Genomic DNA, 24,990 nt, shown 5'->3' with positions numbered 1-24,990 from the left:
ATGCACATGCGGGTTACGAAGAAGTTGCTCCTCGGGTCAGTGATCGCCACGGCCGCCATCGTCCTGGCCGCCTGCGCGCCCACCGCCCCGCCGACCGGCGACGCGACCGAAGACGGCGGCGGCCCCGCCGAGGTCACGGTCGGGATCGTCACGAGCGAGACGGGACCCCTTGCCGGCTACGGCAAGCAGTACCTCGACTCGTTCAAGGCGGGCCTCGACTACGCCACCGACGGAACCGGCGAGATCGACGGCACCACGATCACCGTGGAGTACAAGGACGACGCCGGTGACCCGGACAAGGCCGTCACGGTCGTGAAGGAGCTCATCGGCGCCGGAGTGAACATCATCGCGGGCACGGCTTCGTCTGGGGTCGCCCTCGCGGTCGCCGAGCAGGCCGAGCAGAACCAGGTGCTCTACATCTCGGGTCCCGCTGCCGCCGATGCGATCACGGGCATCAACGACTACACCTTCCGCTCGGGCCGCCAGAGCGCGCAGGACGTGGCCACGGCCGGAACCTTCCTCGACGACATCGACGGCAAGAACATCGCGGTGTTCGCGCAGGACAACGCGTTCGGGCAGGGCAACGTCGCCGCCGTCGACGCGATCCTCGGCGGACAGGGCGCGACGGTCACGCCGGTCCTCGTGGCTGAAGACGCGACGGAGTTCACGCCGTTCGCGCAGCAGGTTCTGGCGAGCGACCCCGACCTCGTCTTCGTCGCGTGGGCCGGAGCGACCTCCGGTGCGATGTGGCAGGCGCTGAGCCAGCAGGGTGTGCTCGACGAGATCCCCGTGGTCACCGGGCTCGGCGACTCGGCGACGTTCGGCGCGTACGGCGAGGCGTCCGAGAAGATCAACTTCCTGAACCACTACTTCCCGGGTGCGCCCGACAACGAGGTCAACGCCGCGATGGTCGAGGCCGTCGAAGCTGCCGGCGGCACGGCCGACCTCTTCAGCCCCGACGGCTTCAACGCGGCGATCATGATCGTCCACGCCATCCAGGAGGGCAAGGGCGATGTCGATGCGATGGTCTCGGCGCTCGAGGGCTTCGAGTTCGAGGGTCCGAAGGGCACGATGACGGTCCGCACGAGCGACCACGCGCTCATCCAGGAGATGTACCAGGCCAAGCTCGTCGCCGACGGCGGGGCCTTCGTGCCCGAGCTGGTCGACACGGTCTCGGCCGACGACGTCGCTCCCGCCGAATAGTCCGGGCGGCACTTCACGATGAGCACCCCTGTCCCGTCCGCTGCGGTCGCCCCTGCGGCGACCCCGCGCGGCTCGCACCTGAAGATCGAGGGCCTCGGCCTGCAGATCGGCGGCGCGACGATTCTGAAGGATGTCGAACTCGACGTCGCCGCGGGCTCGCTCGTGGGCGTCATCGGGCCGAACGGGGCCGGCAAGACCACGCTGTTCAACGCGGTCTCCGGTCTCCTGAAGCCCACGGCCGGGCGCGTGCTGCTCGACGGCGACGACATCACGACGGCGTCGGTGCCCGCGCGGGCTCGGGCGGGACTGGGGCGCACCTTCCAGACATCGAGTCTGTTCCCGCGCCTCACGGTGCTCGAGAACGTGCGCCTGGCCGCCCAGGTGTCGCTCGGCGGCTCGGCGTCGCTGCTGCGATTCCCCCGGCGATCGGATGCCGCGACCGAGCTCGCAATCGGCAAGCTCGAGGCCGTGGGACTCGGCCACAAGCGCGACTTCGCCGCGGGTGACATCTCGCACGGCGACAAGCGCAAGCTCGAGATCGCGGTGCTGCTCGCGACCGAGACCAGCATCGTCCTCCTCGACGAGCCGATGGCCGGTGTCGGGTCCGGCGACGTCGACGGACTCGTCGGCAACATCCGCGACCTGCATCGCGAGAAGGGCTGCACCGTGCTGATGGTGGAACACCACATCGACGTGCTGATGGGTCTGGTCGACAAGGTCGCCGTCATGTACTTCGGCTCGATCATCGCCTACGACACCCCGCAGAACGTCATGGCCGATCCGCTCGTGCAGAGCGCCTACCTGGGTACCGGTGCCTCATGACCGCCGCGCAGCCCATCCTCACCGTGCAGGGCCTGCGGTGCTCCATCGCCGGCCAGCAGGTGGTCGAGGACGTCACGTTCGAGATGCCGGCCACCGGCATCACAGCGGTGCTCGGCCGCAACGGCGTCGGCAAGACCTCGACGCTCCGCGGCATCCTGGGTCTCATCCAGCGCCGCGGCGAGGTCCGCCTCGACGGCGAGCGCATCGACGGCCTGCCGACGCACCGGATCGTCCAGCGGGGAGTCGGGTACGTGCCCGAGGACCGCGAGATCTTCTCGAAGCTCACGGTGGCTGAGAACCTGGCGCTGGCCGAGCGCCAGCGCGCTCCGCGCCGCGAGTTCGTCGCCGAGCTGTTCCCCGACCTGGTCGCCCGTCGCGATCAGCTCGCCGGAACGCTCTCCGGCGGCCAGCAGCAGATGGTCTCGGTGGCGCGCGCCCTCATCAACGACAACCGCCTGCTCCTCGTCGACGAGCCCACGAAGGGCCTTGCGCCGAAGATCGTGACCGAGGTGACCGAGGCGCTGCGAGTGGCGTCCGAGACGGTGCCGATCCTGCTCGTCGAGCAGAACCTCGAGGTCGTCCGGCGACTCGCCGACACCGCGGTCGTGATCGGCGGCGGTCGCGTGATCCACACCGGAAAGGCGCAGGAGATCCTGGACGACGAGGACCTCACCCGACGGCTGCTCGGCGTGCATGCGGAGGCGGCAGCGTGAGCACCCTCGTCCTCACCCTCATCACCGGCGTCGGCCTCGGCGCCCTCTACTTCCTGGTCGCGAGCGGGCTGAGCCTCATCTACGGGCTCATGCACGTGCTGAACTTCGCGCACGGCGCGTTCCTCACCCTCAGCGCGTTCATGGGCTGGATGGTCGCGCAGGCGCTCGGCACCGAGTCCTGGGGGTCGTTCCTCGTCTCCGTGCTGGTCGGCGCGGGCGTCGGCGCGATCTTCGCGACGCTCACCGAGCTCGTGCTGATCCGCCCGCTGTACGAGCGCCATATCGAGCAGGTCCTGGTGACCGTCGGCCTGTCCTTCGCCGCCGTCGCTCTGTTCGAGGGCATCTGGGGGACGGATCCGATCCACATCACGGGTCCGCCCTGGCTGCGGCAGACCACCGAGGTGCTCGGCGCCCGCATCCCCAACACCTACTGGGTGCTGATGATCGCCGCAGTCCTCGTGCTCAGCGCCCTCGTGCTCTTCCTCAAGAAGACGCGCTACGGCATGATCATCCGCGCCGGCGTCGAGAACCGCTCGATGGTGACGGCGCTGGGCATCGACGTCCGACGCTCGTTCACGCTGGTGTTCGCCATCGGCGGGGCCGCCGCCGGCATCGGGGGAGTGCTCGCAATGCACTACTCCACCTTCGTCTCGGCGCACCTGGGCGCCACGCTCCTGATCTTCGCGTTCATCGTCACCGTCGTCGGCGGGCTCGGGTCGCTGACCGGGGCGGCGGTGGCATCCGTCCTCGTCGCCGTGCTGCAGCAGTTCGCGAACTTCTACCTCGGCGGGACCGGCGACTTCATCGTCGTGATCCTCCTGGCCCTCGTGCTGCTGGTACGGCCCTCCGGACTCCTCGGGAGGAAGGCATGAACGCCGCCACGACCGCGATCCGCGGCATCCGTCCCTTCGTCCCGGTCATCGTGGGTGCGGCGCTCGTCGTGCTCATGGCGATGCTGCCACTGCTGAACCTGTCGCTTCCCGGCATCCTGCCCACTCCGACCTACATGCCGGGGACCCTCGCGCTGCTGTCGCTGTGCATGGTGTTCGCCGCGCTGGCGCTGTCGTACAACCTGCTGCTCGGCTCGGGCGGGATGCTGTCCTTCGGCCACGCGCTCTACTTCGGCGCGGGTGCCTACGGTCTCGGCATCGCGCTGGAGCACTTCGGCGTGCCGCTGTGGCCGGGCATCTTCGTCGCGCTCATCGGCGGGATGATCATCGCCCTCGTGACCGGCGCGGTGTCGATGCGCGTCTCGGGCATCCCGTTCGCCATGGTGACGCTCGCGTTCGCCCAGGCCGGCTCCGTGCTGGTGCGCCGCAACTCGCAGGTCACCGGCGGCGAGGAGGGACTGGGACTGAACACGGACCAGGTGCCGGACTTCCTGATCGGCGTGGTCAACACGCGCAACCTGTACTGGTTCACCCTCGCGGTCCTGGTCATCGTGTACCTCGTGACGCTGTGGGTCGACACCTCGCGGCTCGGGCACCTCGCCCGCGCGACGCGCGAGAACGAGCAGCGGGTGCGCGTGCTCGGCCTGCAGCCGTACGCCGTGAAGCTGGTGGTCTTCGTGATCGCCGCGGTGCTCGCCAGCCTCGCCGGTGTCGCGTACATGCTGCTGCAGTCGGGCACGGCTCCGCGCGCCGTCTCGGCCGATCTGACGATCACCATCCTCGTCATGGTCGTGCTCGGCGGGGTCGGCTTCCGGTGGGGCGCGATCGTCGGCGGCGTGCTCTACACGCTGCTGGACCAGCGGCTCACGGTCCTCGCGGGCTCGGATGCCGTCGCCGGCCTGCCCGACGTGCTCCGCGTCCCGCTGTCCGAGCCGCTGTTCATCCTCGGCGTCCTGTTCATCCTGGTCGTGATGTTCCTGCCCGGCGGCATCGCCGGCACCATAGACGCGGCAGCCCGTCGCCGACGCGGCGAGAAGGTGCGAGGATCGCTGCGCACCCTCGACGACGACGCCGCCGAGGCGGAGACGCCCGCGGAGGTGCGCGCATGAGCTGGGATGCCGAGCACGAGGACGGCGCGCACACGGTCGGGCGCTGGCTGACCGACCGGGCGGCGCGCTCGCCTCAGCGGACCGCGATCGACGACCGCGGCGTGCGGACGGACTACGCCACCCTCTCCTCTCGCGCGACCTCTCTCGCCGAGCGGCTGCGCCGCGGCGGCTACGGCCCCGGTGACCGCATCGCCACCGTGTCGGGCAACTCCGCCGACCACGTCGTCGCGTTCTTCGCGTGCGCCCTCGCCGGCATCGCGTTCGTCCCCCTCTCGTGGCGACTGACCCCGCGTGAGCTGGTCGGCCTGCTCGACCGCACGGACCTTGCGCTCGTGCTGGTCGAGGACGAGCATGCCGCCCTCGCCGGCGAGGCGCTGCGCGGTGCGGAGCGGATGCCTCCCGTCGCCGTCCTGGGGGCGACCGAGGTCGAGGCGAGTGTGCCCCTGTCGCGGACGACCCGGCCGCGGCGGCCCGTCCACGACGACGACCCCCTGCTGGTGATCTTCACGTCGGGAAGCGAGGCGGCACCCAAGGGCGTCGTGCTCACCCACGCCAACTGCTTCTGGAACAACCTCGCGCTCGCACAGGCGCTGCCTCTCGGCGCCGAGGACGTCGTGCTCGCGATGCTCCCGCAGTTCCACGTCGCCGCCTGGAACTGCCAGCCACTGCTGGCCTGGTGGGTCGGCGCGACCGTCGTGCTCGAGCGGTCGTTCCAGCCGGCGCGCGTGCTGCAACTCGTCGCCGAACGCGGCGTGACGGCGATGATGGGCGTCCCCACCCAGTACGGCATGCTCGCCGCCGACCGGGCGTGGGAGCAGACGGACGTATCGACGCTCCGGCTGGCCCTGGTCGGCGGCGCGACCATGCCCGCATGGCTGCAGGACGCGTGGACGCGCCGCGGCGTCGCGCTGACCCAGGGCTACGGGCTCACCGAGGCGGCACCCAACGTGCTGCACCTTCCGGCGGACGAGGCTCCGGCATCACCCGGGGCCGTCGGCCGCCCGTACCCGCACGTCTCGGTGCGGGTGGTCGATCCCGAGTCGCTGCTCGCGCTCGAGGGCGAGGCGACCGGAGAGCTCTGGGTCCGCGGGCCCAGCGTCTTCGCCGGATACCTCGACGACGATGAGGCCACAGCCCGCGCGATGAGCGGCGAGTGGCTCCGCACCGGCGACCTGGTCCACCGGGATGCGGCGGGGGTCGTGCGGATCGTCGACCGTATCAAGGACATCTTCATCTCGGGCGGCGAGAACGTGGCGCCGGCGGAGGTCGAGCTGGCGCTGGGCCTCCACCCGCTGATCGCGGAGGCGGCCGTCGTCGGCGCGCCGGACCCGGTGTGGGGCGAGCGCGGCGTCGCGTTCGTCGTGCCTGCCGCCGGAGCCGCGCTCTCGCCCGATGAGGTGCTCATGCACGCGCGCCGGAATCTCGCCGCGTTCAAGGTGCCGGTGCACGTCGAGATCGTCTCGGCCCTGCCCCGGTCGACCATCGACAAGCTCGCCCGGTCCCGGCTGCGCGAGCGCGCGGAGCGGCTGCTCGCCGCTCCTCGCACGAAGGGGCACGTCCCCGAGACGGAAGAGGTGGGGCCATGACGCTTCCTGGAGGACTCGTCGACGACGAACCCGAACTCGTGTCGCAGGCGACCGGCCGCCCACTCACCAAGCGCGGCGAGGCGACGCGGCTGCGGCTGCTCGAGGCGGCCGAGGTCGTCTTCGCCGAGCAGGGCTATCACGAGGCGTCCATCGTCAAGATCACCGAGCGTGCGGGCATCGGGCTGGGCACGTTCTACCTCTACTTCGACAGCAAGCAGTCGATCTTCGAGGCTCTGGTGATCGACCTCAACCGCCGCGTGCGTCACGCGATGTCGGAGGCGATGGCGGGCGCGGCGTCCCGCCTCGACGCGGAGCGGGCCGGCTTCGCCGGTTTCTTCCGGTTCACCGCCGCCCACCCCGCGCTGTACCGCGTCGTGCGCGAGGCGGAGTTCGTCTCGCCCGAGGTGCTGCGACTGCACTACACGCGCATCGTCGAGGGGTACGAGGCGGGTCTGCGCGCGGCACAGGATGCGGGCGACGTCGATCGGGCGCTCGATCCCGAGACGACCGCGTGGGCGCTCATGGGCATGGGCGAGCTGATCGGCATGCGCTTCCTGCTCTGGGAGCGCGACGCCGACGGCCGACCGCCCGAGCAGCTGGACCCTGTGGTGTTCGCCGGCATGACACGCATCATCGACAACGCCCTCGCACCACGGCCGGCGGCGCATCAGGAAGGACCGGAGTGATGACCGAGCACGACCTCGCGGGCAAGCGCGCGCTGATCACCGGCGGCGCGAGCGGCATCGGCCTCGCGTGCGCGCGGGAGTTCGCCGCTCGCGGAGCGCACGTGATCATCGCCGACCTCAATGCCGACGCGGCGGCCTCGGCCGCCGCCGAGGTCGGTGGCGAGCCGTGGGTCGTCGACCTCTCCGACACCGCTGCGCTCGAGGACCTCACCCTCGACGTCGACATCCTGGTCAACAACGCCGGCATCCAGCGCGTCAGCCCCATCCCGGAGTTCGACCCCGAGGCCTTCCGGCTGCTGCTGCGGCTGATGCTCGAGTCGCCGTTCCTCCTGATCCGCGCGGCTCTGCCCGGCATGTACGAGAAGGGCTGGGGACGGGTCATCAACATCTCCAGCGCCCACGGCCTCCGCGCCAGCGCCTTCAAGTCGGCGTACGTCGCCGCCAAGCACGGGCTCGAGGGGCTCTCGAAGGTGACCGCGCTCGAGGGCGCCCCGCACGGCGTGACGAGCAACTGCATCAACCCCGCCTATGTGCGGACACCCCTGGTGGAGAAGCAGATCGCCGATCAGGCGAAGGTGCACGGCATCCCCGAGAACGAGGTCGTCGAGAAGATCATGCTCACCGAGACCGCGGTCAAGCGCCTGGTCGAGGCCGACGAGGTGGCGTCGCTGGCAGGCTGGCTCGCCTCTGCCACGTCGGGCATGGTCACCGGCGCCTCGTACACGATGGACGGCGGATGGACGGCCCGATGACCTCCTCATCCACCCGCACCGGCCACACCTACCGCACCATCGCCGTTCCGGTCACCGGCGGCGATCTGCGGGTCGGCGTCTGGGACCCGGACCCCGCGACCGGGGACGCGCCGAGCGTGCTGCTCATCCACGGGGTGACGGCATCCCATCTCGCGTGGCCCTTCGTGGTCGATCGCCTGCCCGGCGTCCGCGTGATCGCGCCGGACCTTCGCGGCCGCGGAGGCAGCAACTCGCTGACCGGCCCAGCCGGCATGCGCGCGCACGCCGACGACCTCGCGGCGGCGCTGGATCACCTCGGCGTGGACCGGATCGTCGTCGTGGGTCACTCGATGGGCGCTTTCGTCGCGGTCGTGTTCGCTCACCTGCACCCCCGACGGGTGGATCGGCTCGTGCTCGTGGACGGCGGCCTTCCGCTCGACGTGCCGGCCGGCCTCGACACCGACACCCTCGTCGCGGGCATCCTCGGTCCGACCGCGGCCCGGCTGTCGATGCGGTTCGCGGACACGTCCGAGTACCTGGACTTCTGGCGGGCGCATCCCGCGTTCCGAGCGGACTGGACTCCCGAGCTCGAGCAGTACCTCGCGTACGACCTGGTCGACGACGGCGAGGGCGCGCGAAGGCCCGCGACGAGCTACGAGACGACGGCCGACGACACGATCGACATGAACAGCGGCACGGCGCTCTCGGACGCGCTCACCGGTCTGCGCCATCCCACGCGCATGATCACGGCGCCGCGCGGCCTGCAGGACGAGGAGCCGGGCCTGTACGCCCCCGCCCACCTCGAGCGGATGCTCGCCGCGAACCCGATCGTCCGCCACGAACGCCTGGACCGGTTCAACCACTACACGATCGTGATGTCGCCTGCGGGGGCGGATGCCGTGGCCGCCGTCGTGCGCGAGGAGCTGGCCGCCGCGGACTGAGGCCCGGCGCGGTCAGCGCGTCGCGGCGATGCGCGTGGTGAGCTGGTGGGCGTGAGCGAGCAGGGTGCGCCCGAGCTCGGGCAGGCGGTCGGGCCCGAAGCGGAACTGCACGCCGGTGAGGCTGAGTGCCCATTGCGGGTGGCCTTCCCGGGTGAACACGGCGGCCCCGAGGCCCCAGCTGCCTTCCACGATCAGTCCTGGGTTGACCGCGTAGCCGCGCTCATGAGTGTCGCGCAGCCGCGCGCGCAACCGCGTCTCGCCGTGCGAGGTGCCCCAGTCCTCGGCGAGCTCGGGGTGACGCTCCAGGTAGGCGTCCACATCGTGAGGCGGCAGGAACGCCAGGATGGCCAGGCCGGCAGACGCGACTCCGAGGGGGAACCGGACCCCCTCGGACAGCACGAACGACCGGATGGGGAAGCTGCCCTCCTCGCGCATCAGGCACACCGTCTCGTCGCCCCTTCGCACAGAGAGGAACGCGCTCTCCTCCGTCCGCACTGCCAGCGAGCGGACGATGTCCCTCGCGATCCCCGTGATGTCGTAGCGGGATGCCGCTACCGCCCCCATCAGGTACAGCTCGGGTCCCGGCATCCACCGTCCCGTGCCGTCGTCCTGATCGACAAGGCCCTCCTGGCGCAGCGCGGCGAGCAGGCGGTGAGCGGTCGGGCGGGTCAGCTCGGCCCGGCGCGCGAGCTCGGCCACGGGCATGCCCTCCATGCCGGCCGACGTCACCATGCGAAGCAGCTGAGCGGCGCGCGCCACGGACTGCGTACCGGGAACGGTACGTCGCTTGCTGGTCGGGTTGTCCACGATGTGGACACTATGCGCCTCGCAGTCCACATCGCAAGCGACGGCTCGCCGAACCGGGCGTGCGGACCGCAGGCTGGAGTCCTGAGAGCTCGAGGAGGAGCGCGTGATCGACAAGACGTGGAACTCGGCCGCCGAGGCGGTAGCCGACATCCCGGACGGCGCCTCGCTCGCCGTCGGCGGCTTCGGGCTGTCGGGCAATCCGATCGCGCTGATCGAGGCGCTGCTCGCCCAGGGGACGACTGACCTCAGCATCGTGAGCAACAACTGCGGCGTCGACGACTGGGGACTCGGCATCCTGCTCAATGCGAAGCGCATCCGCAAGATGACCTCGTCGTACGTCGGCGAGAACAAGGAGTTCGAGCGGCAGTTCCTCAGCGGCGAACTCGAGCTCGAACTCACGCCGCAGGGCACGCTCGCCGAGAAGCTGCGGGCCGGCGGGTCCGGCATCGCCGCCTTCTTCACCCAGACCGGCGTCGGCACGCAGGTCGCCGAGGGCGGGCTCCCTCGCAGGTACGACGGCGCGGGCGGAATCGCCGTGGCCTCACCGGTGAAGGACGTCCGCACCTTCGACATCTCCGGGCAGTCCCGCGAGTACGTGCTGGAGGAGGCGATCGTCACCGACTACGCCCTCGTGCATGCGCTCAAGGGCGATCGTCACGGCAACCTGATCTTCAACAAGTCGGCCCGCAACTTCAATCCGCTCGCGGCCATGGCGGGCCGCGTCTGCATCGCCCAGGTGGAGGAGCTCGTCGAACCGGGCGAGCTGGATCCCGACTGCGTGCATCTGCCGGGCATCTACGTGCACCGGGTCATCGAGGTCGGATCCGCCATCGAGAAGCGCATCGAGCGTCGCACGATCACGGAAGGCGTGAACTGACATGGCTCTCACCCGCAACGAGATGGCCGCGCGCGCGGCGCGCGAGCTGACCGACGGCGCGTACGTCAACCTCGGCATCGGACTGCCGACGCTCGTGCCGAACTACGTGCCCCAAGGCGTCACGGTGGTGCTGCAGTCCGAGAACGGCATCCTCGGCGTCGGTCCCTATCCGACCGAGGAGCACGTCGACCCGGACCTGATCAACGCCGGCAAGGAGACCGTCACGACGCTGCCCGGCGCCGCCTTCTTCGACTCCGCGACCAGCTTCGGCATGATCCGCGGCGGAAAGATCGACGCCGCCATCCTCGGCGCGATGCAGGTCTCGCGCGGGGGAGACCTCGCGAACTGGATGATCCCCGGGAAGATGGTCAAGGGGCCCGGCGGTGCGATGGATCTCGTCCACGGCGCAGCCAAGGTCATCGTGCTCATGGAGCACGTCGCCCGCGACGGCTCGCCCAAGATCGTCGATGACTGCTCGCTGCCGTTGACCGGACGCGGCGTCGTCGACCGCATCATCACCGACCTCGCCGTCATCGATGTGACCGATGATGGACTCGTCCTCGTCGAGCTGGCCCCCGGGGTCACCGTCGACGAGGTCATCGCCGCAACCGAGCCGGAGCTCACCGTCTCGCCCGAACTCAAGGTGGAAGCATGAACCACGACGACGTCGTCATCGTCGCTGCTGCGCGCACGCCGCAGGGACGCTTGAAGGGCCAGCTCGCCCCGCTCACCGCGGTGCAGCTCGGCAGCGCCGCGATCCGCGGCGCCCTCGCCCAGGGCGGTGTCCCCGCGGATGCGGTCGACGCCGTGCTCGTCGGGCAGGTGCTTCCCGCCGGGTCCGGCCAGAACCCGGCGCGGCAGGCGGCGGTGGGCGCGGGCATCCCGTGGGACGTGCACTCGGGATCGGTCAACAAGGTGTGCCTGTCGGGGCTCACGGCGATCATCGACGGCGCTCGCATGATCGCGGTCGGAGACGCGACGGTGGTGGTCGCCGCGGGGATGGAGTCGATGACCCGCTCGCCGCACCTGCTCATGGGCTCGCGCGACGGATGGGCCTACGGCTCGATCGAGGTGATCGACCACATGGCCTTCGACGGCCTCACCGACGCCTACGACCGCGAGAGCATGGGCGCCTCGACCGAGCGCCACAACGGGCGCCTGGACGTCACGCGCGAGGCGCAGGACGCTGTCGCGGCGCGGTCGCACCAGCGCGCCGCCGCCGCCCAGGCCGACGGCGTGTTCGATGCCGAGATCGTCCCGGTCGAGATCCCGCAGCGCAAGGGCGACCCCGTCGTGGTGACCAAGGACGAGGGCATCCGTCCCGACACGACGGTCGAGACGCTGGCGGGACTGCGCCCGGCCTTCGCCGAGGGCGGTTCCATCACCGCCGGCAACTCGTCGCAGATCTCCGACGGCGCGTCCGCGGTGGTCCTGACCAGCCGGTCGCACGCCGACGAGAACGGCTGGCCGGTGCTCGCCGCCGTCGGCGCCTCGGGCCAGGTCGCCGGTCCCGACAATTCGCTGCACTCCCAGCCCGCCCGTGCGATCGAGACGGCCGTCGCCAAGCAGGGCATCGCCGTCGCAGATCTCGACCTCGTCGAGATCAACGAGGCGTTCGGGGCGGTCGTCGCCCGGTCTCAGGTCGAGCTCGGTCTGAGCGATGACGTCGTGAACATCCATGGCGGCGGTATCGCGATCGGTCACCCCATCGGCGCGTCCGGCAACCGGCTGGTGGTCCACGCCGTGCACGAGCTGGTGCGCCGGGGCGGTGGCATCGCCGCAGTCGCGCTGTGCGGCGGCGGCGGCCAGGGCGACGCGCTCATCCTGACCCGCTGACGCGCACCGGACGCGAGCCGCCGGGATAGCATCGGCCCGTGACCACGATCTCCCGCATCACCGCCGACGACCGCTCCGCGTGGGAGGCGCTCTGGCAGGCGTACATCACCTTCTACGAGTCCGAGGTGCCGGCCGAGGTGACCGAGTCGACGTTCGCGCGCATCCTCGAGGACGAGCACGTCCACGGCGCCATCGCGCGCGACGACGAGGGCCGGGCCATCGGTATCGTGCACTGGCTGACGCATCCCGCGACGTGGACGCTGGGCACGTACTGCTACCTGGAGGACCTGTTCGTCGATCCCGGCGCCCGGGGGAGCGGGACCGGCGCCGCGCTGATCGAGCATGTGCGCTCGTGGGCGCACACCTTCGGCGCCAGCAAGGTCTACTGGCTCACCGCACACGACAACGCCACGGCACGAGGGCTCTACGACAAGGTCGCCCGCTCCACCGGGTTCGTGCACTACGAGATCGGGCTCTGAGGGCCTCAGCCGCGGCGGTCGCGCTGCAGGCGGCTCTTCACGAGCTTCTTCTCCTGGCCATGGATCGGCGAGTCGGGTGCGATGACCTCGCCCTGCGAGGCGCGCCGGATGTCGACGATCGCGCCGATGGCGAGTGCCAGCGAGATGCCCCAGCTGATCCAGCCGAGCGCGGCGCGCCACGTGAACGGCGCGTCCTCGCGCATCCCGCGCAGCAGCGTCAGTCCGCCGGTGATCGCGGTGAGGAGCCCGGTGCCGAAGAGGTACTTGCGCATGCGCCCACGCTATCGCGCGGCATCCGCGGAAGGTGCCCCTTGACAGGTCCTGCCGTGCGCGTCAAGCGGCCGAGCGCGCGACGGGCGCGCTGTTAGCCTGGGGAAAGCCTCGTCCCAGACACCGTCAGGAGCCCGCGTGACCCAGGCAGAACTCGTCGTCGTCGCCAACCGCCTTCCCGTCGACCGCGTGATCGACGCCGATGGGGAGCCGACGTGGCGGCGCTCGCCCGGCGGTCTCGTGACGGCCCTGGAGCCTGTGATGCGCCGTGCCGACGGTGCCTGGGTGGGCTGGCCCGGCCAGAGCGACATCGAGGTCGAGCCCTTCGAGTTCGAGGGCACCTACCTCGTTCCCGTCACGCTCTCGGCCGAAGACGTCGAGCTGTACTACGAGGGCATGTCGAACGACACGATCTGGCCGCTGTACCACGACGTCATCGCCGAGCCCCGGTACCGGCGCGTGTGGTGGGACTCCTACGTGAAGGTCAACCGGCGCTTCGCCGAGGCCGCCGCCGCCGCCGCGGCACCGGGCGCGACGGTGTGGGTGCAGGACTATCAGCTGCAGCTCGTGCCGAAGATGCTGCGCGAGGCGCGCCCGGATCTGATCATCGGCTACTTCCACCACATTCCCTTCCCGGCATACGGCCTGTACTCGCAGCTGCCCTGGCGCAGGCAGATGCTCGAAGGCCTTCTCGGTGCCGACGTCATCGGCTTCCAGCGCGTGGCGGACGCGGGCAACTTCGCCCGCGCCGTGCGTCGCCAGCTGCGCTACGGCACCAAGGCGACCGGAATCACCGTCCCCAACGGCGACGGCACCACCCGCAACGTGCTGGCCCGGGCGTTCCCGATCTCGATCGACTCCGCCTCCTACGTCGAGCTCGCCCGGCGCCCCGAGATCCGCGCTCGTGCCGCGGAGATCCGCTCGGACCTCGGCAATCCGCGCAAGATCCTGCTCGGCGTCGACAGGCTCGACTACACCAAGGGGATCCGCCACCGGCTCAAGGCCTACAGCGAGCTGCTCGAGGACGGTGCGATCAGCGTCGAGGACGTCACCCTGGTGCAGGTCGCCAGCCCGAGCCGCGAGCGGGTCGAGGCGTACGTGCAGCTGCGCGATGAGATCGAGCTCTCCGTCGGGCGCGTCAACGGCGACTTCGACACGATGGGCCACACCGCGGTGCGGTATCTGCACCAGGCGTTCCCGCGCGAGGAGATGGTCGCGCTCTTCCTCGCGGCCGACGTCATGCTCGTCACGGCGCTCCGCGACGGGATGAACCTGGTCGCCAAGGAGTACGTCGCGGCCCGCGCCGACAATCGCGGCGTCCTGGTGCTGAGCGAGTTCGCCGGCGCCGCCGACGAGCTCTCGAGCGCCGTGCGCATCAACCCCCACGACATCGACGGCATGAAAGAGGCGATCATGCGAGCCATCGAGATGCCCGCGGCCGAGCAGGGCCGGCGCATGCGGGCGCTGCGGCGCAAGGTCCTCGAGAACGACGTCGCGCGCTGGTCGGAGTCGTTCCTCGCCGCCCTCGGATCGGCGGGCACGGCCAACCGTGCGATCCGGGCCGACGCATGAGCGCCGTCTCGCAGGACGTCCTGGACGCGATCGCGCCGGTCGCGGCATCCGATCGTCTTCTTGTCGCGCTCGACTTCGACGGCACGCTCTCGCCGCTCGCCGACGAGCCCATGGACGCGCGCATGCTTCCCGCCGCCCGAGAGGCGCTGGACGCCCTCGTCGCGGCCCCCGACACGATCGTCGCCCTCGTCTCGGGCCGCAGCCTCACCGACCTGCGGCTGATCGCCGAGCACGACGACGACTCTCCGCTCCTGCTGGCCGGCTCGCACGGGGCCGAGTTCTGGTACCCCGGCGAAGGGGTGCAGTCGCACGAGGACCAGCCCGATGACGCGCGTCTGCGAGACGTGCTGCGGGAGCGGGCTGAAGCGGCCACCGAGGAGCTGGCGGGCGTGTGGATCGAGCCCAAGCGATTCGGCTTCGGCGTGCACACCCGCAAGGCCACCCCCGCCGACGCCTTCGAGGCCAATCGGCTCGTGGACGCGATGGTCGCCGCGGAGGCCCCCGCCTGGCGCCGGCGTACCGGTCACAACATCATCGAGTACGCGTTCCGTCACGAGGGCAAGGACTCCGCGGTCGCGGAGCTTCGTGCCCACACGGATGCCGCCGCCGTCCTGTTCGCAGGGGACGACGTCACCGACGAAGACGCCCTGCGCAGCCTCGCCGCCACCGACCTGGGCGTGCACGTCGGCAGCCGCCCGACCGCGGCGACGCTGTGCGTGCCGGACATCCCCGCCCTGGCGGCCGTGCTGTCCGTCATAGCGGGCAAGCGCTCCGCCACTCGGCAATAGACTGCGAGCATGCCTTCAGACTCCCTGCCCGGCACCTCTGCCTCCATCGACATCAAGCCCCGCAGCCGCGTCGTCACCGACGGCATCGAAGCCACCACGTCACGCGGCATGCTCCGCGCCGTGGGCATGGGGGACGAGGACTGGGACAAGCCCCAGATCGGGATCGCGTCGAGCTGGAACGAGATCACCCCCTGCAACCTGAGCCTCGACCGGCTCGCGCAGGGCGCCAAAGAGGGCGTGCACGCGGGTGGCGGCTACCCGCTGCAGTTCGGCACCATCTCCGTCTCCGACGGCATCTCGATGGGTCACGAGGGCATGCACTTCTCGCTCGTCTCGCGCGAGGTCATCGCGGACTCCGTCGAGACCGTCATCATGGCCGAGCGCCTGGACGGCTCGGTGCTGCTCGCCGGCTGCGACAAGTCCATCCCCGGAATGCTCATGGCCTCGGCCCGGCTCGACCTGTCGAGCGTGTTCCTCTACGCCGGATCCATAGCGCCGGGCTGGGTCAAGCTCAGCGACGGCACCGAGAAGGACGTCACGATCATCGACTCGTTCGAGGCCGTGGGCGCCTGCCTCGCGGGCAAGATGAGCGAGGCCGACCTCAAGCGCATCGAGTGCGCGATCGCGCCCGGCGAGGGCGCGTGCGGCGGCATGTACACCGCCAACACGATGGCCTCGGTCGCCGAGGCGCTCGGACTGAGCCTGCCCGGCTCGGCCGCGCCGCCTTCGGCAGACCGTCGCCGCGACTACTTCGCGCACCGCTCGGGCGAGGCCGTTGTCAACCTGCTGCGTCAGGGCATCACCACGCGCGACATCCTGACCAAGGAGGCCTTCGAGAACGCGATCGCCCTGGCGATGGCGCTCGGCGGCTCGACCAACGTCGTCCTCCATCTGCTCGCCATCGCGAACGAGGCGGAGGTCGAGCTGAGCCTGCACGACTTCAACCGCATCGGCGACAGGGTGCCGCACGTGGCCGACATGAAGCCGTTCGGCAAGTACGTCATGAACGACGTCGACCGTCACGGCGGCATCCCGGTCATCATGAAGGCGATGCTCGACGAGGGTCTCCTCCACGGCGACGCGCTCACCGTCACGGGCAAGACGCTCGCCGAGAACCTCGAAGAGCTGAACCCCGACCCGATCGACGGCACCGTCATCCACACGTTCGACGACCCGATCCACAAGAGCGGCGGGATCACGATCCTGCACGGCTCGATCGCCCCCGAGGGCGCCGTGGTGAAGTCGGCCGGATTCGACGCCGACGTGTTCGAAGGACCCGCACGGGTCTTCGAGCGCGAGCGCGCGGCGATGGACGCGCTGGAGGCCGGCGAGATCGCCGCCGGCGACGTCGTGGTGATCCGCTACGAGGGCCCCAAGGGCGGCCCCGGCATGCGCGAGATGCTCGCCATCACCGCCGCCATCAAGGGCGCGGGCCTCGGAAAAGATGTACTACTCTTGACGGACGGCAGATTCTCAGGCGGCACAACCGGCCTGTGCATCGGCCACATAGCACCCGAAGCGGTGGACGCTGGTCCCATCGCCTTCGTGCGCGATGGTGATCTGATACGGGTCGATATCGCGGCTCGCACTCTCGACCTACTCGTCGACGATGCAGAGCTCGACTCCCGCCGCTCTGGCTGGGAGCCGCTTCCCCCGCGCTATACCCGTGGCGTCCTTGCCAAGTACTCCAAGCTCGTGCGTTCCGCAGCCGTTGGCGCGACGACGGGCTGAGTACGGCGACCGACATCCGCTTCGACTGATCGAGGATCATCACCATGCCTGCCGAAACCGCTGCGGCCGTTCCCCGGCCACCCGCCCGCACCGCCACCGCGCCCGTGCTCACGGGCGCACAGGCGGTCGTCCGCTCGCTCGAGCTGCTCGGCGTCACCGACGTCTTCGGGCTGCCGGGCGGCGCCATCCTCCCCGTCTACGACCCGCTCATGGACTCGACCGAGCTGCGCCACATCCTGGTGCGCCACGAGCAGGGCGCCGGCCACGCGGCCGAGGGCTACGCATCGGCGTCGAACAAGATCGGCGTCGCCATCGCGACGTCGGGTCCCGGCGCCACGAACCTCGTCACCGCGATCGCCGACGCCTACATGGACTCGGTGCCGATCGTCTGCATCACCGGCCAGGTCTTCTCCAACCTGATGGGGACGGATGCCTTCCAGGAGGCCGACATCGTGGGCATCACGATGCCGATCACGAAGCACTCGTTCCTGGTGAAGGACGCATCCGAGATCCCGGGTGCCATCGCCGCGGCGTTCGAGATCGCCGGCACCGGGCGTCCGGGCCCCGTGCTCGTGGACATCACGAAGGACGCGCAGCAGGCCGAGGCGCCGTTCATCTGGCCGCCCAAGGTCGACCTCCCCGGCTACCGCCCGGTGACCAAGGCGCACGGCAAGCAGATCCAGGCCGCGGCCCAGATGATCGCCGAGGCGAAGAAGCCGGTGCTGTACGTCGGCGGCGGCGTGATCCGCTCGCAGGCGTCGGCCGAGCTGCTCGCCCTCGCAGAGGCAACCGGCGCTCCCGTCGTCACGACGCTGATGGCCCGGGGCGCGTTCCCCGACTCGCACCAGCAGCACCTGGGCATGCCCGGCATGCACGGCACGGTGCCCGCCGTCCTGGCGCTGCAGGAGGCCGACCTCCTCGTCTCGCTGGGTGCGCGGTTCGACGACCGCGTCACGGGCAAGGCGGCGCTGTTCGCCCCGAACGCCCAGGTCGTCCACGTCGACATCGACCCCGCCGAGATCGGGAAGATCCGCGCGGCCGACGTGCCCATCGTGGGTGACCTGAAGGACGTGCTGGTCGACCTCGAGGCGGCCTTCCGCGCGGCTGCCGCGGCATCCGCTCCCGACATCGGCGAATGGTGGTCGTTCCTCGACGGGCTGCGCGACGAGTTCCCGCTGGGCTACACGCAGCCCACCGACGGCCTCATGTCGCCGCAGTACGTGATCCAGCGCATCGGCGAGCTCACCGGACCCGAGGGCATCTTCGCCGCGGGCGTGGGCCAGCACCAGATGTGGGCTGCGCAGTTCATCAAGTACGAGCGCCCCAACGCGTGGCTCAACTCCGGCGGCGCCGGCACCATGGGCTACTCGGTCCCTGCGGCGATGGGCGCGAAGGTCGCCGAGCCTGACCGGCACGTCTGGGCGATCGACGGCGACGGCTGCTTCCAGATGACCAATCAGGAGCTCGCCACCTGCACCATCAACAAGATCCCGATCAAGGTCGCGATCATCAACAACTCGTCGCTGGGCATGGTGCGCCAGTGGCAGACGCTGTTCTACGACGGCCGGTACTCGAACACCGACCTCAACACCGGTCACGACACCGTCCGCATCCCCGACTTCGTGAAGCTCGCGGAGGCCTACGGCTGCCTCGCGATCCGCGTCGAGAAAGAGGAGGACGTGGATGCCGCGATCACGCTCGCCCTCGAGACGAACGACCGCCCCGTCGTCATCGACTTCGTCGTGAGCGCCGACGCGATGGTGTGGCCCATGGTTCCCCAGGGCGTCAGCAACAGCTACGTCCAGTACGCGCGTGACCACGCGCCGACGTTCGATCAGGAGGCCTGAGCCATGACCACTCACGTGCTGAGCCTCCTCGTGGAGGACAAGCCGGGTCTGCTGACCCGCGTCGCCGGCCTGTTCGCCCGCCGCGGCTTCAACATCGAGTCCCTCGCGGTGGGTGTCACCGAGGTGCCCGGGCTGTCCCGCATCACCGTCGTGGTCGACGTCGACGCGCTCCCACTGGAGCAGGTGACCAAGCAGCTGAACAAGCTCGTCAACGTCATCAAGATCGTCGAGCTCGACCAGTCGTCGTCCGTGCAGCGCGATCACATCCTCGTGAAGGTCCGCGCCGACAACCAGACGCGGTCGAACGTGCTCGAGGTCGTCAACCTCTTCCGCGCGTCGATCGTCGACTACGCCACCGACGCGCTCGTGGTCGAGGTGACCGGCGACAAGGGCAAGGTCGAGGCCTTCCTGCGCGCGCTCGAGCCGTTCGGCATCAAGGAGCTCGCGCAGTCGGGCCTCCTCGCCATCGGCCGTGGCGGCAAGAGCATCACCGAGCGCGTCCTGCGCGGCTGACCCGATCCATCATCCCGAGCGCTTCGCCCCGACTCGCTCGCTCAACGACCAGCAATACACAAGGAGAAACACCCCATGGCTGAACTCTTCTACGACGACGACGCCGACCTGTCGCTCATCCAGGGCAAGAAGGTCGCGATCGTCGGCTACGGCTCGCAGGGCCACGCCCACGCGCAGAACCTGCGCGACTCCGGCGTCCAGGTCGTCATCGCGCTCAAGGAGGGCTCGAAGTCCACCGAGAAGGCGCAGGACGAGGGCTTCGAGGTCAAGACCGTCGCCGACGCGGCCGAGTGGGCCGACGTGATCATGATCCTCGCGCCGGACCAGCACCAGCGCTCGATCTTCAGCGAGTCCATCAAGGACAAGCTGGCCCCCGGCAAGACGCTCGCCTTCGCGCACGGCTTCAACATCCGCTTCGGCTACATCGAGGCGCCCGAGGGCGTCGACGTGATCCTCGTCGCCCCGAAGGCCCCGGGCCACACGGTGCGTCGCGAGTACGTCGCCGGCCGCGGCATCCCGGACATCATCGCGGTCGAGCAGGATGCCTCGGGCACCGCGTGGGACCTCGCGCTGTCGTACGCCAAGGCCATCGGCGGCACCCGTGCCGGCGTCATCAAGACGACCTTCACCGAAGAGACCGAGACCGATCTGTTCGGCGAGCAGGCCGTGCTCTGCGGCGGGGTGTCGCAGCTCGTCCAGTACGGCTTCGAGACGCTGACCGAGGCCGGCTACCAGCCGCAGATCGCGTACTTCGAGGTCCTCCACGAGCTCAAGCTCATCGTCGACCTGATGTGGGAGGGCGGCATCGCCAAGCAGCGCTGGTCGGTCTCCGACACCGCCGAGTACGGCGACTACGTCTCGGGCCCGCGCGTCATCGACCCGCGCGTCAAGGAGAACATGCAGGCGGTTCTCGCCGATGTGCAGTCGGGCGCGTTCGCAGAGCGCTTCATCAACGACCAGGACAACGGCGCGACCGAGTTCCTCGAGCTCCGCGCCAAGGGCGCTGCTCACCCGATCGAGGAGGTCGGCAAGGAGCTGCGCGGCCTGTTCGCGTGGAAGCAGCAGGACGCCGACTACATCGAGGGTTCCGCCGCGCGCTGAGCCCCGCACCGAACCAGTCGTACCCACAGGAACGGCTCAGGCCCGGTCGCGCCCTCCCCAACCCGGAGGGTCGCGGCCGGGCCGCTTCCGTTGCCGAGCAGTTCTCTCATCTGGCGTCGGTATCACCGTCGGGCTCCGTCCGCTCTTTATGAGCACGAGCCGGAAACCCGTCCGGCGATGATGAAGGAGCCCGAAATGAACACCATCACGCGCGGAGACGGCCGTAGGGCCGCTCTCACGGCAACCGCTCTCGCGGTCGTCGCCCTCGGGCTGGCGGGATGCCAGACCGGTGTCGTCGATCGGGCCACAGAGGACTCGCCAGCGAGCGTGCAGCAGGTCGCGCGCACGTCCGCCGCCTCGCAGGCTCGCTATGAAGGCCTCGCCGAGCAGTGGGCGCAGCGCGCACAGCGAGCCGACGCGACGCGCGACGCCGCGCAGGTACGGGTCGTCGTCGATCGCCTGGAGCAGCAGCTGCTGCAGGACCGCCCCCTGATACAGGTGCGGGTCATCCCCGATCGGCTCGAGCAGCCGTCGCCGGACAGTGCTGTGACGCAGGTGCGGGTCGTCGTCGATCGCCTGGAGGGTCTTGAGTGAAGGTTGCATCAAAGGTGGTCACCGAGGGGCAGGCGACGCCGCGGATCGGATGCTGAGGCTCCCGTGGAGATGCACGGGAGCCTCTGCATTTGCGCCGGGGGACCGAGTACGGTGCGCGGCGTCGGACGGGACCGCCCCGCTACGCTGATCAGGTGCCGACCGGACGCGATGACGATGCCCTGAGATGGGACGGGGACGACGACCCGACGCTCGACGTCGGCGCTGAGCCCGGTGCGGTGCCCGAGCCCGCAGGCGCGCCTGCAGAGGCCGCGGCGCTCCCCGAAGGCTGGAACGCTGTCGGCCGGGGGAGTGAGACCGTCGATCGGGATGCCGACGCCGACGTCGACGTCCGACCCGAGGCCGCCGACACCGGCGACACCGGCGAGAGTCGCGTCCGCGAGCCGATGGGCAACGCCGAGCTGATCGCCTTGGGTGTCCTCGGCGGGTTCTCGCTGCTGTACGCCGTCGGCTGGCTCATCGGTGGGCTCCGACTGCAGGCCGTGGCCGAGTTCCTCGTCGCGCCGATCGCCTACCAGGTCAGTCTCTGGCTCGCCGTGCTCGCTCCCCTGGTGTGGTTCACGACGGTGTGCCTGCTCACGGCGGGATCGCGCCCGTGGGTCCGTTTCGCCTGGCTCGCAGGGGGAGTGGTGCTCCTTCTGCCGTGGCCCTTCATCATGGTGGGGGTGATCGGGCGATGAGTGACGCGACGGCCGTGCCAGCGGCATCCGGAACCCCCGAAGCCCGTCTCACTCCGACCTGGCTCCTCGTGACGATCTCGGTGCTGTTCGGGCTGTTCTACGCCTACGCGCTCTGGAACGCCCTCGCCTTCCTCATCGCCCAGGCGACGGGGCCACTGGGACTCAACGCCTACGGCTGGTTCATCCTGCTGCTGGCCGTCGTCTTCCCGCTGATCGCCTTCGGGGTCGCCTTCGCCCTGGGCTGGCGCCGGCGCGCCTGGCAGTTCGCGCTCGTCCTGCTCGCAGGCCTGTGCCTGGTGGCAGTGTTCTGGCTCAATGTCGTCGCGTACGCGGCGGTGTACGGCGCCTCGCTCCTGGGCTGACGCTCGCCGTCACACGAATCGGGCACGCCCGCGGCAGCGGATAGAGTTGCACCTGATTGCGCCCCGATGGCGTGCGGCGCACCATCCACCCGTTCGTGCGTCTGTGTGCGCGCCCACGCTCCAAAGGATCCGCTTTCGTGTCGAAGCCCGTCGTCCTGATCGCCGAAGAACTCTCTCCCGCCACGATCGACGCCCTCGGGCCCGACTTCGACGTCCGCAACGTCGACGGCACCGACCGGCCCGCGCTGCTCGCGGCCCTCGCTGACGCGCACGCGGTGCTCATCCGCTCGGCGACGAAGATCGATGCCGAGGCCATCGCGGCGGCCCCCGTGCTCAAGGTCGTGGCCCGTGCCGGCGTCGGACTCGACAACGTCGACATCAAGTCGGCCACCACGGCCGGCGTCATGGTCGTCAACGCGCCGACCTCCAACATCATCTCGGCCGCCGAGCTGACGGTCGGCCACATCCTGAGCCTGGCCCGCCGCATCCCGGCCGCGCACGCGTCGCTCGCGCAGGGTCAGTGGAAGCGCAGCTCCTACACCGGCACCGAGCTCTTCGAGAAGACCGTCGGCATCATCGGCCTCGGCCGCATCGGCGCCCTCATCGCGGCGCGCCTGCAGGCCTTCGACATGCGCGTCGTCGCGTACGACCCGTACGTGACCAGCGCCCGCGCGCAGCAGCTCGGCGTGCAGCTGCTGAGCCTGGACGAGCTGCTCCAGCAGAGCGACTTCGTCACGATCCACATGCCGAAGACACCCGAGACGACCGGCATGATCGGCGCCGAGCAGTTCAAGATCATGAAGCCGACCGCGTTCGTGGTCAACGTCGCCCGCGGCGGCCTCATCGACGAGGAGGAGCTGCACGCGGCCCTCACCAGCGGTGAGATCGCCGGCGCCGGCCTCGACGTCTTCACGAGCGAGCCCCCCGCCGAGGGCGGCACTGCACGCGCCCTGCTGGACCTCCCCAACGTCGTCGTCACGCCCCACCTCGGCGCCTCGACGGAAGAGGCGCAGGAGAAGGCCGGCGTGTCTGTCGCGAACTCTGTCCGCCTCGCTCTCGGCGGCGACCTCGTGCCCGACGCCGTCAACGTCGCCGGCGGCATCATCGACCCGTATGTGCGTCCCGGCATCCCGCTCGTCGAGAAGCTCGGCCAGATCTTCGCCGCTCTCGCGCACTCGCCGCTGACCAGCCTCGACGTCGAGGTCCACGGCGAGCTGAACGCCTACGACGTGAGCGTGCTCAAGCTCGCCGCGCTCAAGGGCGTGTTCACCAACATCGTCAGCGAGACGGTGTCGTACGTGAACGCCCCGCTGCTCGCCGAGCAGCGCGGCGTCGAGGTGCGGCTGCTCGTCGACGACGACAGCCCGGAGTACCGCAACATCATCACGCTGCGCGGGGCGCTCTCCGACGGCTCGCAGCTGTCGGTGTCGGGCACGCTCACCGGCACGAAGCAGATCGAGAAGCTCGTCGGCATCAACGACTACGCGATCGAGCTGCCCATCGAAAAGCACCACGTCGTGATGGTCTACACCGACCGTCCCGGAATCGTGGCGGTCTACGGCCAGAAGTTCGGCGACGCCGGGATCAACATCGCGGGCATGCAGATCGCCCGCCGCGAGGCGGGCGGCCAGGCGCTGTCGGTGCTCACGGTCGACTCGCCGGTGGACGACGAGCTGCTCGACGAGGTGCAGTCGCACATCCAGGCCGACCTCTTCCGCCAGATCGAGATCACCGAGTCCTGACGACTCAGCCATGACCGCGCCGACCTTCCGCAGCCTCGCGTTCGCGGACGCCGGGCGGTTCGACTACGGCGACGTGATCCTCGCGTCCAAGCCGCCGGGAACCACCGACGACCCGCGGGTGTGGGCCGAGACGCTCTTCTCGCCGGCGAGCGCACCGCTCTGGGTCAAGGCGGCGATGGGCGTGCGCATGGCGCTGGCGCCGCTGATCGGGCTCGAGTCCGCGCCGGCGGGCGTCTTCGACGTGCGCCGCGTCGAAGGTGACGAGGCGCTCATCGAGTACGTCGATGCGCATCTCACCTTCCGCTGCGCGGTGGGGGTGGATGCCGCGGCCGCCGTCGTGCGCGTCACCACGGTCGTCACGTTCAACGACTGGCGCGGGCGCGTCTATTTCACGCCGGTGTCGCTGGCGCACCCGCTCGTGGTGAACGCGATGCTGCACCGCGCGCGGCGGATCCTCGCCTCGCGACGCTGAAGCTCAGGCCTTGGCCGCCCGCTCGACGAGGGCGATGAGGGCGTCCATGTCGGTGCCGCTGGGCACCGGGCCCGGGATCGAACCGCCGGCCAGGGCGTTGTTGAAGTAGAGCCCGTCGCTCACGAGCATCACGAGGTCGAGCGCCGCGGCGTCCTTCGTGTGGTCGCGCAGCGCGTCGGCCCATTGCTCGCGGATGCCGCGCAGCGCGTCCCGGGCGGCGGCGTTGCCACCCTGCGCGAGCCGGGAGGTCGCGAGGATCGCGCGATCGAGGGCGCCGTCCTCCATCACCGACGTGCGGATGAAGTACGCGATCGGGCCGTCGGGCGATGCTGCCATCGCGGCGACGTCGTCCGCCACCAGGGAGTGCAGCCGCTCGACGACGGCGAGCTCGAGCGCGTCCTTCGACGCGAAGTGGTAGAGCAGTCCGCCCTTGGAGACCCCGGCGGCGCGCGCGGTGGCGTCCATCGTGGCCGCTCGCTCGCCCTCGCCGATCAGGATCGCCTCGAACGCGTCGAGCACCTTGTCACGGGCGAGGGGAGGACGGCTCATGGGCTCGATGCTATCGACGTCGGTCGCGGCATCCTGATACTATACCGACTGGACGGTATAGAAAGGATCGA

The 24,990-nt window shown here is 70.1% G+C and carries 27 protein-coding genes; 24 read left to right on the top strand and 3 right to left on the bottom strand.

The window, feature by feature from the left end:
- Nucleotides 1-6 precede the first annotated feature (6 nt).
- Genes ASD56_RS11210 through ASD56_RS11170 form a run of 9 tightly spaced genes read left to right on the top strand, consistent with a single transcriptional unit; the run spans nucleotide 7 to nucleotide 8,681 of the window.
- Nucleotides 7-1,203 carry a substrate-binding domain-containing protein gene (locus ASD56_RS11210; protein WP_055965938.1) on the top strand — a complete coding sequence of 399 codons (1,197 nt, stop codon included), beginning with the start codon at nucleotides 7-9 and terminating at the stop codon, nucleotides 1,201-1,203.
- An 18-nt stretch (nucleotides 1,204-1,221) separates the two neighbouring features.
- Nucleotides 1,222-2,025 carry an ABC transporter ATP-binding protein gene (locus ASD56_RS11205; protein WP_055965602.1) on the top strand — a complete coding sequence of 268 codons (804 nt, stop codon included), beginning with the start codon at nucleotides 1,222-1,224 and terminating at the stop codon, nucleotides 2,023-2,025.
- Nucleotides 2,022-2,738 (top strand): ABC transporter ATP-binding protein, encoded by a 717-nt coding sequence (locus tag ASD56_RS11200; RefSeq protein WP_055965600.1) that lies wholly within the window; start codon nucleotides 2,022-2,024, stop codon nucleotides 2,736-2,738. Before ASD56_RS11205 ends, ASD56_RS11200 begins: the two co-directional genes overlap by 4 nt.
- Nucleotides 2,735-3,610, top strand: coding sequence for a branched-chain amino acid ABC transporter permease (locus ASD56_RS11195; RefSeq protein ID WP_055965598.1), 876 nt, complete (start codon nucleotides 2,735-2,737; stop codon nucleotides 3,608-3,610). Before ASD56_RS11200 ends, ASD56_RS11195 begins: the two co-directional genes overlap by 4 nt.
- On the top strand, nucleotides 3,607-4,737 hold the full coding sequence (locus tag ASD56_RS11190) for a branched-chain amino acid ABC transporter permease (RefSeq protein ID WP_055965596.1): 1,131 nt from the start codon (nucleotides 3,607-3,609) through the stop codon (nucleotides 4,735-4,737). The genes ASD56_RS11195 and ASD56_RS11190 overlap by 4 nt, the downstream gene beginning before the upstream one ends.
- On the top strand, nucleotides 4,734-6,323 hold the full coding sequence (locus tag ASD56_RS11185) for a class I adenylate-forming enzyme family protein (protein ID WP_055965595.1): 1,590 nt from the start codon (nucleotides 4,734-4,736) through the stop codon (nucleotides 6,321-6,323). The genes ASD56_RS11190 and ASD56_RS11185 overlap by 4 nt, the downstream gene beginning before the upstream one ends.
- Nucleotides 6,320-7,009: a TetR/AcrR family transcriptional regulator gene (locus ASD56_RS11180; protein WP_055965593.1), complete on the top strand. Its 690-nt coding sequence runs from the start codon at nucleotides 6,320-6,322 to the stop codon at nucleotides 7,007-7,009. The genes ASD56_RS11185 and ASD56_RS11180 overlap by 4 nt, the downstream gene beginning before the upstream one ends.
- Entirely contained in the window at nucleotides 7,009-7,761 is a 753-nt protein-coding gene (locus ASD56_RS11175; protein ID WP_055965591.1) for a 3-hydroxybutyrate dehydrogenase, read from the top strand. Before ASD56_RS11180 ends, ASD56_RS11175 begins: the two co-directional genes overlap by 1 nt.
- Nucleotides 7,758-8,681, top strand: a complete 924-nt coding sequence (locus tag ASD56_RS11170; RefSeq protein WP_055965936.1) for an alpha/beta hydrolase — start codon at nucleotides 7,758-7,760, stop codon at nucleotides 8,679-8,681. Before ASD56_RS11175 ends, ASD56_RS11170 begins: the two co-directional genes overlap by 4 nt.
- A 12-nt stretch (nucleotides 8,682-8,693) precedes the next feature.
- Here ASD56_RS11170 and ASD56_RS11165 read toward each other — a convergent pair whose 3' ends face one another.
- Nucleotides 8,694-9,488 carry an IclR family transcriptional regulator gene (locus tag ASD56_RS11165; RefSeq protein WP_055965589.1) on the bottom strand — a complete coding sequence of 265 codons (795 nt, stop codon included), beginning with the start codon at nucleotides 9,486-9,488 and terminating at the stop codon, nucleotides 8,694-8,696.
- A 103-nt stretch (nucleotides 9,489-9,591) separates the two neighbouring features.
- On the opposite strand from ASD56_RS11165, the gene ASD56_RS11160 reads away from it, so the two are divergent.
- From ASD56_RS11160 to ASD56_RS11145, 4 genes are read left to right on the top strand one after another with little or no spacing between them, the layout of a single operon-like run.
- A complete protein-coding gene (locus ASD56_RS11160; protein ID WP_055965588.1) occupies nucleotides 9,592-10,365 on the top strand; it encodes a CoA transferase subunit A in 774 nt (257 codons plus the stop codon).
- 1 nt (nucleotide 10,366) lies between these two features.
- Nucleotides 10,367-11,020, top strand: coding sequence for a CoA transferase subunit B (locus ASD56_RS11155; RefSeq protein WP_200947506.1), 654 nt, complete (start codon nucleotides 10,367-10,369; stop codon nucleotides 11,018-11,020).
- A complete protein-coding gene (locus tag ASD56_RS11150; protein WP_055965586.1) occupies nucleotides 11,017-12,201 on the top strand; it encodes an acetyl-CoA C-acetyltransferase in 1,185 nt (394 codons plus the stop codon). The genes ASD56_RS11155 and ASD56_RS11150 overlap by 4 nt, the downstream gene beginning before the upstream one ends.
- Before the next feature lie 38 nt (nucleotides 12,202-12,239).
- Nucleotides 12,240-12,680 carry a GNAT family N-acetyltransferase gene (locus ASD56_RS11145; RefSeq protein WP_055965584.1) on the top strand — a complete coding sequence of 147 codons (441 nt, stop codon included), beginning with the start codon at nucleotides 12,240-12,242 and terminating at the stop codon, nucleotides 12,678-12,680.
- 5 nt (nucleotides 12,681-12,685) lie between these two features.
- Here ASD56_RS11145 and ASD56_RS11140 read toward each other — a convergent pair whose 3' ends face one another.
- Complete coding sequence (locus tag ASD56_RS11140; protein WP_055965582.1) at nucleotides 12,686-12,952, bottom strand: hypothetical protein; 267 nt, start codon at nucleotides 12,950-12,952, stop codon at nucleotides 12,686-12,688.
- Nucleotides 12,953-13,088: 136 nt separating this feature from the next.
- Here ASD56_RS11140 and ASD56_RS11135 point away from each other — a divergent pair, with 136 nt between their 5' ends.
- The 11 genes from ASD56_RS11135 to ASD56_RS11085 all read left to right on the top strand — a co-directional run bounded on the left by ASD56_RS11135 (nucleotide 13,089) and on the right by ASD56_RS11085 (nucleotide 24,370).
- Entirely contained in the window at nucleotides 13,089-14,522 is a 1,434-nt protein-coding gene (locus ASD56_RS11135) for an alpha,alpha-trehalose-phosphate synthase (UDP-forming) (protein ID WP_055965580.1), read from the top strand.
- Nucleotides 14,519-15,310 carry a trehalose-phosphatase gene (gene otsB, locus ASD56_RS11130; protein WP_055965578.1) on the top strand — a complete coding sequence of 264 codons (792 nt, stop codon included), beginning with the start codon at nucleotides 14,519-14,521 and terminating at the stop codon, nucleotides 15,308-15,310. The genes ASD56_RS11135 and otsB overlap by 4 nt, the downstream gene beginning before the upstream one ends.
- A gap of 9 nt (nucleotides 15,311-15,319) precedes the next feature.
- Complete coding sequence (ilvD, locus tag ASD56_RS11125; protein ID WP_055965576.1) at nucleotides 15,320-17,041, top strand: dihydroxy-acid dehydratase; 1,722 nt, start codon at nucleotides 15,320-15,322, stop codon at nucleotides 17,039-17,041.
- A 44-nt stretch (nucleotides 17,042-17,085) separates the two neighbouring features.
- Nucleotides 17,086-18,888, top strand: coding sequence for an acetolactate synthase large subunit (locus ASD56_RS11120; RefSeq protein ID WP_055965574.1), 1,803 nt, complete (start codon nucleotides 17,086-17,088; stop codon nucleotides 18,886-18,888).
- Nucleotides 18,889-18,891: 3 nt separating this feature from the next.
- The gene (gene ilvN, locus ASD56_RS11115; protein WP_055965573.1) at nucleotides 18,892-19,401 is read left to right on the top strand and encodes an acetolactate synthase small subunit; all 510 of its coding nucleotides are present in this window, start codon (nucleotides 18,892-18,894) and stop codon (nucleotides 19,399-19,401) included.
- Between the two features lie 75 nt (nucleotides 19,402-19,476).
- Entirely contained in the window at nucleotides 19,477-20,502 is a 1,026-nt protein-coding gene (gene ilvC / locus ASD56_RS11110; RefSeq protein ID WP_055965571.1) for a ketol-acid reductoisomerase, read from the top strand.
- A 195-nt stretch (nucleotides 20,503-20,697) separates the two neighbouring features.
- On the top strand, nucleotides 20,698-21,096 hold the full coding sequence (locus ASD56_RS11105; RefSeq protein ID WP_055965568.1) for a hypothetical protein: 399 nt from the start codon (nucleotides 20,698-20,700) through the stop codon (nucleotides 21,094-21,096).
- Nucleotides 21,097-21,248: 152 nt separating this feature from the next.
- On the top strand, nucleotides 21,249-21,794 hold the full coding sequence (locus ASD56_RS11100) for a hypothetical protein (RefSeq protein WP_055965566.1): 546 nt from the start codon (nucleotides 21,249-21,251) through the stop codon (nucleotides 21,792-21,794).
- Nucleotides 21,791-22,156 carry a hypothetical protein gene (locus ASD56_RS11095; protein WP_055965564.1) on the top strand — a complete coding sequence of 122 codons (366 nt, stop codon included), beginning with the start codon at nucleotides 21,791-21,793 and terminating at the stop codon, nucleotides 22,154-22,156. The genes ASD56_RS11100 and ASD56_RS11095 overlap by 4 nt, the downstream gene beginning before the upstream one ends.
- 137 nt (nucleotides 22,157-22,293) lie before the next feature.
- Nucleotides 22,294-23,898 (top strand): phosphoglycerate dehydrogenase, encoded by a 1,605-nt coding sequence (serA, locus tag ASD56_RS11090; protein WP_055965562.1) that lies wholly within the window; start codon nucleotides 22,294-22,296, stop codon nucleotides 23,896-23,898.
- A 10-nt stretch (nucleotides 23,899-23,908) separates the two neighbouring features.
- Nucleotides 23,909-24,370, top strand: a complete 462-nt coding sequence (locus ASD56_RS11085) for a DUF2867 domain-containing protein (protein ID WP_055965560.1) — start codon at nucleotides 23,909-23,911, stop codon at nucleotides 24,368-24,370.
- Nucleotides 24,371-24,373: 3 nt separating this feature from the next.
- Here the strand turns inward: ASD56_RS11085 and ASD56_RS11080 are convergent, their stop codons facing one another.
- Nucleotides 24,374-24,919, bottom strand: a complete 546-nt coding sequence (locus tag ASD56_RS11080) for a TetR/AcrR family transcriptional regulator (RefSeq protein ID WP_055965559.1) — start codon at nucleotides 24,917-24,919, stop codon at nucleotides 24,374-24,376.
- Nucleotides 24,920-24,990 lie beyond the last annotated feature (71 nt).

Origin of the sequence: Microbacterium sp. Root166, from assembly GCF_001427145.1 — a bacterium.
Classification (GTDB): Bacteria; Actinomycetota; Actinomycetes; order Actinomycetales; family Microbacteriaceae; genus Microbacterium.
Note: the sequence above shows the minus strand (reverse complement) of the source record. Positions and strands in the feature narration are given on the sequence as shown.

Excerpts from the sequence above, each read along its gene's own strand:
- ASD56_RS11105 (WP_055965568.1), top strand. The coding sequence starts at position 20,698 with ATGAACACCATCACGCGCGGAGACGGCCGTAGGGCCGCTCTCACGGCA.
- ASD56_RS11080 (WP_055965559.1), bottom strand. The coding sequence starts at position 24,919 with ATGAGCCGTCCTCCCCTCGCCCGTGACAAGGTGCTCGACGCGTTCGAG.
- ASD56_RS11180 (WP_055965593.1), top strand. The coding sequence starts at position 6,320 with ATGACGCTTCCTGGAGGACTCGTCGACGACGAACCCGAACTCGTGTCG.
- ilvC (WP_055965571.1), top strand. The coding sequence starts at position 19,477 with ATGGCTGAACTCTTCTACGACGACGACGCCGACCTGTCGCTCATCCAG.
- ilvD (WP_055965576.1), top strand. The coding sequence starts at position 15,320 with ATGCCTTCAGACTCCCTGCCCGGCACCTCTGCCTCCATCGACATCAAG.
- ASD56_RS11120 (WP_055965574.1), top strand. The coding sequence starts at position 17,086 with ATGCCTGCCGAAACCGCTGCGGCCGTTCCCCGGCCACCCGCCCGCACC.
- ASD56_RS11205 (WP_055965602.1), top strand. The coding sequence starts at position 1,222 with ATGAGCACCCCTGTCCCGTCCGCTGCGGTCGCCCCTGCGGCGACCCCG.
- otsB (WP_055965578.1), top strand. The coding sequence starts at position 14,519 with ATGAGCGCCGTCTCGCAGGACGTCCTGGACGCGATCGCGCCGGTCGCG.
- ASD56_RS11190 (WP_055965596.1), top strand. The coding sequence starts at position 3,607 with ATGAACGCCGCCACGACCGCGATCCGCGGCATCCGTCCCTTCGTCCCG.
- ASD56_RS11185 (WP_055965595.1), top strand. The coding sequence starts at position 4,734 with ATGAGCTGGGATGCCGAGCACGAGGACGGCGCGCACACGGTCGGGCGC.
- ASD56_RS11155 (WP_200947506.1), top strand. The coding sequence starts at position 10,367 with ATGGCTCTCACCCGCAACGAGATGGCCGCGCGCGCGGCGCGCGAGCTG.
- ASD56_RS11085 (WP_055965560.1), top strand. The coding sequence starts at position 23,909 with ATGACCGCGCCGACCTTCCGCAGCCTCGCGTTCGCGGACGCCGGGCGG.
- ASD56_RS11095 (WP_055965564.1), top strand. The coding sequence starts at position 21,791 with ATGAGTGACGCGACGGCCGTGCCAGCGGCATCCGGAACCCCCGAAGCC.
- ASD56_RS11140 (WP_055965582.1), bottom strand. The coding sequence starts at position 12,952 with ATGCGCAAGTACCTCTTCGGCACCGGGCTCCTCACCGCGATCACCGGC.
- ilvN (WP_055965573.1), top strand. The coding sequence starts at position 18,892 with ATGACCACTCACGTGCTGAGCCTCCTCGTGGAGGACAAGCCGGGTCTG.
- ASD56_RS11170 (WP_055965936.1), top strand. The coding sequence starts at position 7,758 with ATGACCTCCTCATCCACCCGCACCGGCCACACCTACCGCACCATCGCC.
- ASD56_RS11150 (WP_055965586.1), top strand. The coding sequence starts at position 11,017 with ATGAACCACGACGACGTCGTCATCGTCGCTGCTGCGCGCACGCCGCAG.
- ASD56_RS11200 (WP_055965600.1), top strand. The coding sequence starts at position 2,022 with ATGACCGCCGCGCAGCCCATCCTCACCGTGCAGGGCCTGCGGTGCTCC.
- ASD56_RS11175 (WP_055965591.1), top strand. The coding sequence starts at position 7,009 with ATGACCGAGCACGACCTCGCGGGCAAGCGCGCGCTGATCACCGGCGGC.
- ASD56_RS11210 (WP_055965938.1), top strand. The coding sequence starts at position 7 with ATGCGGGTTACGAAGAAGTTGCTCCTCGGGTCAGTGATCGCCACGGCC.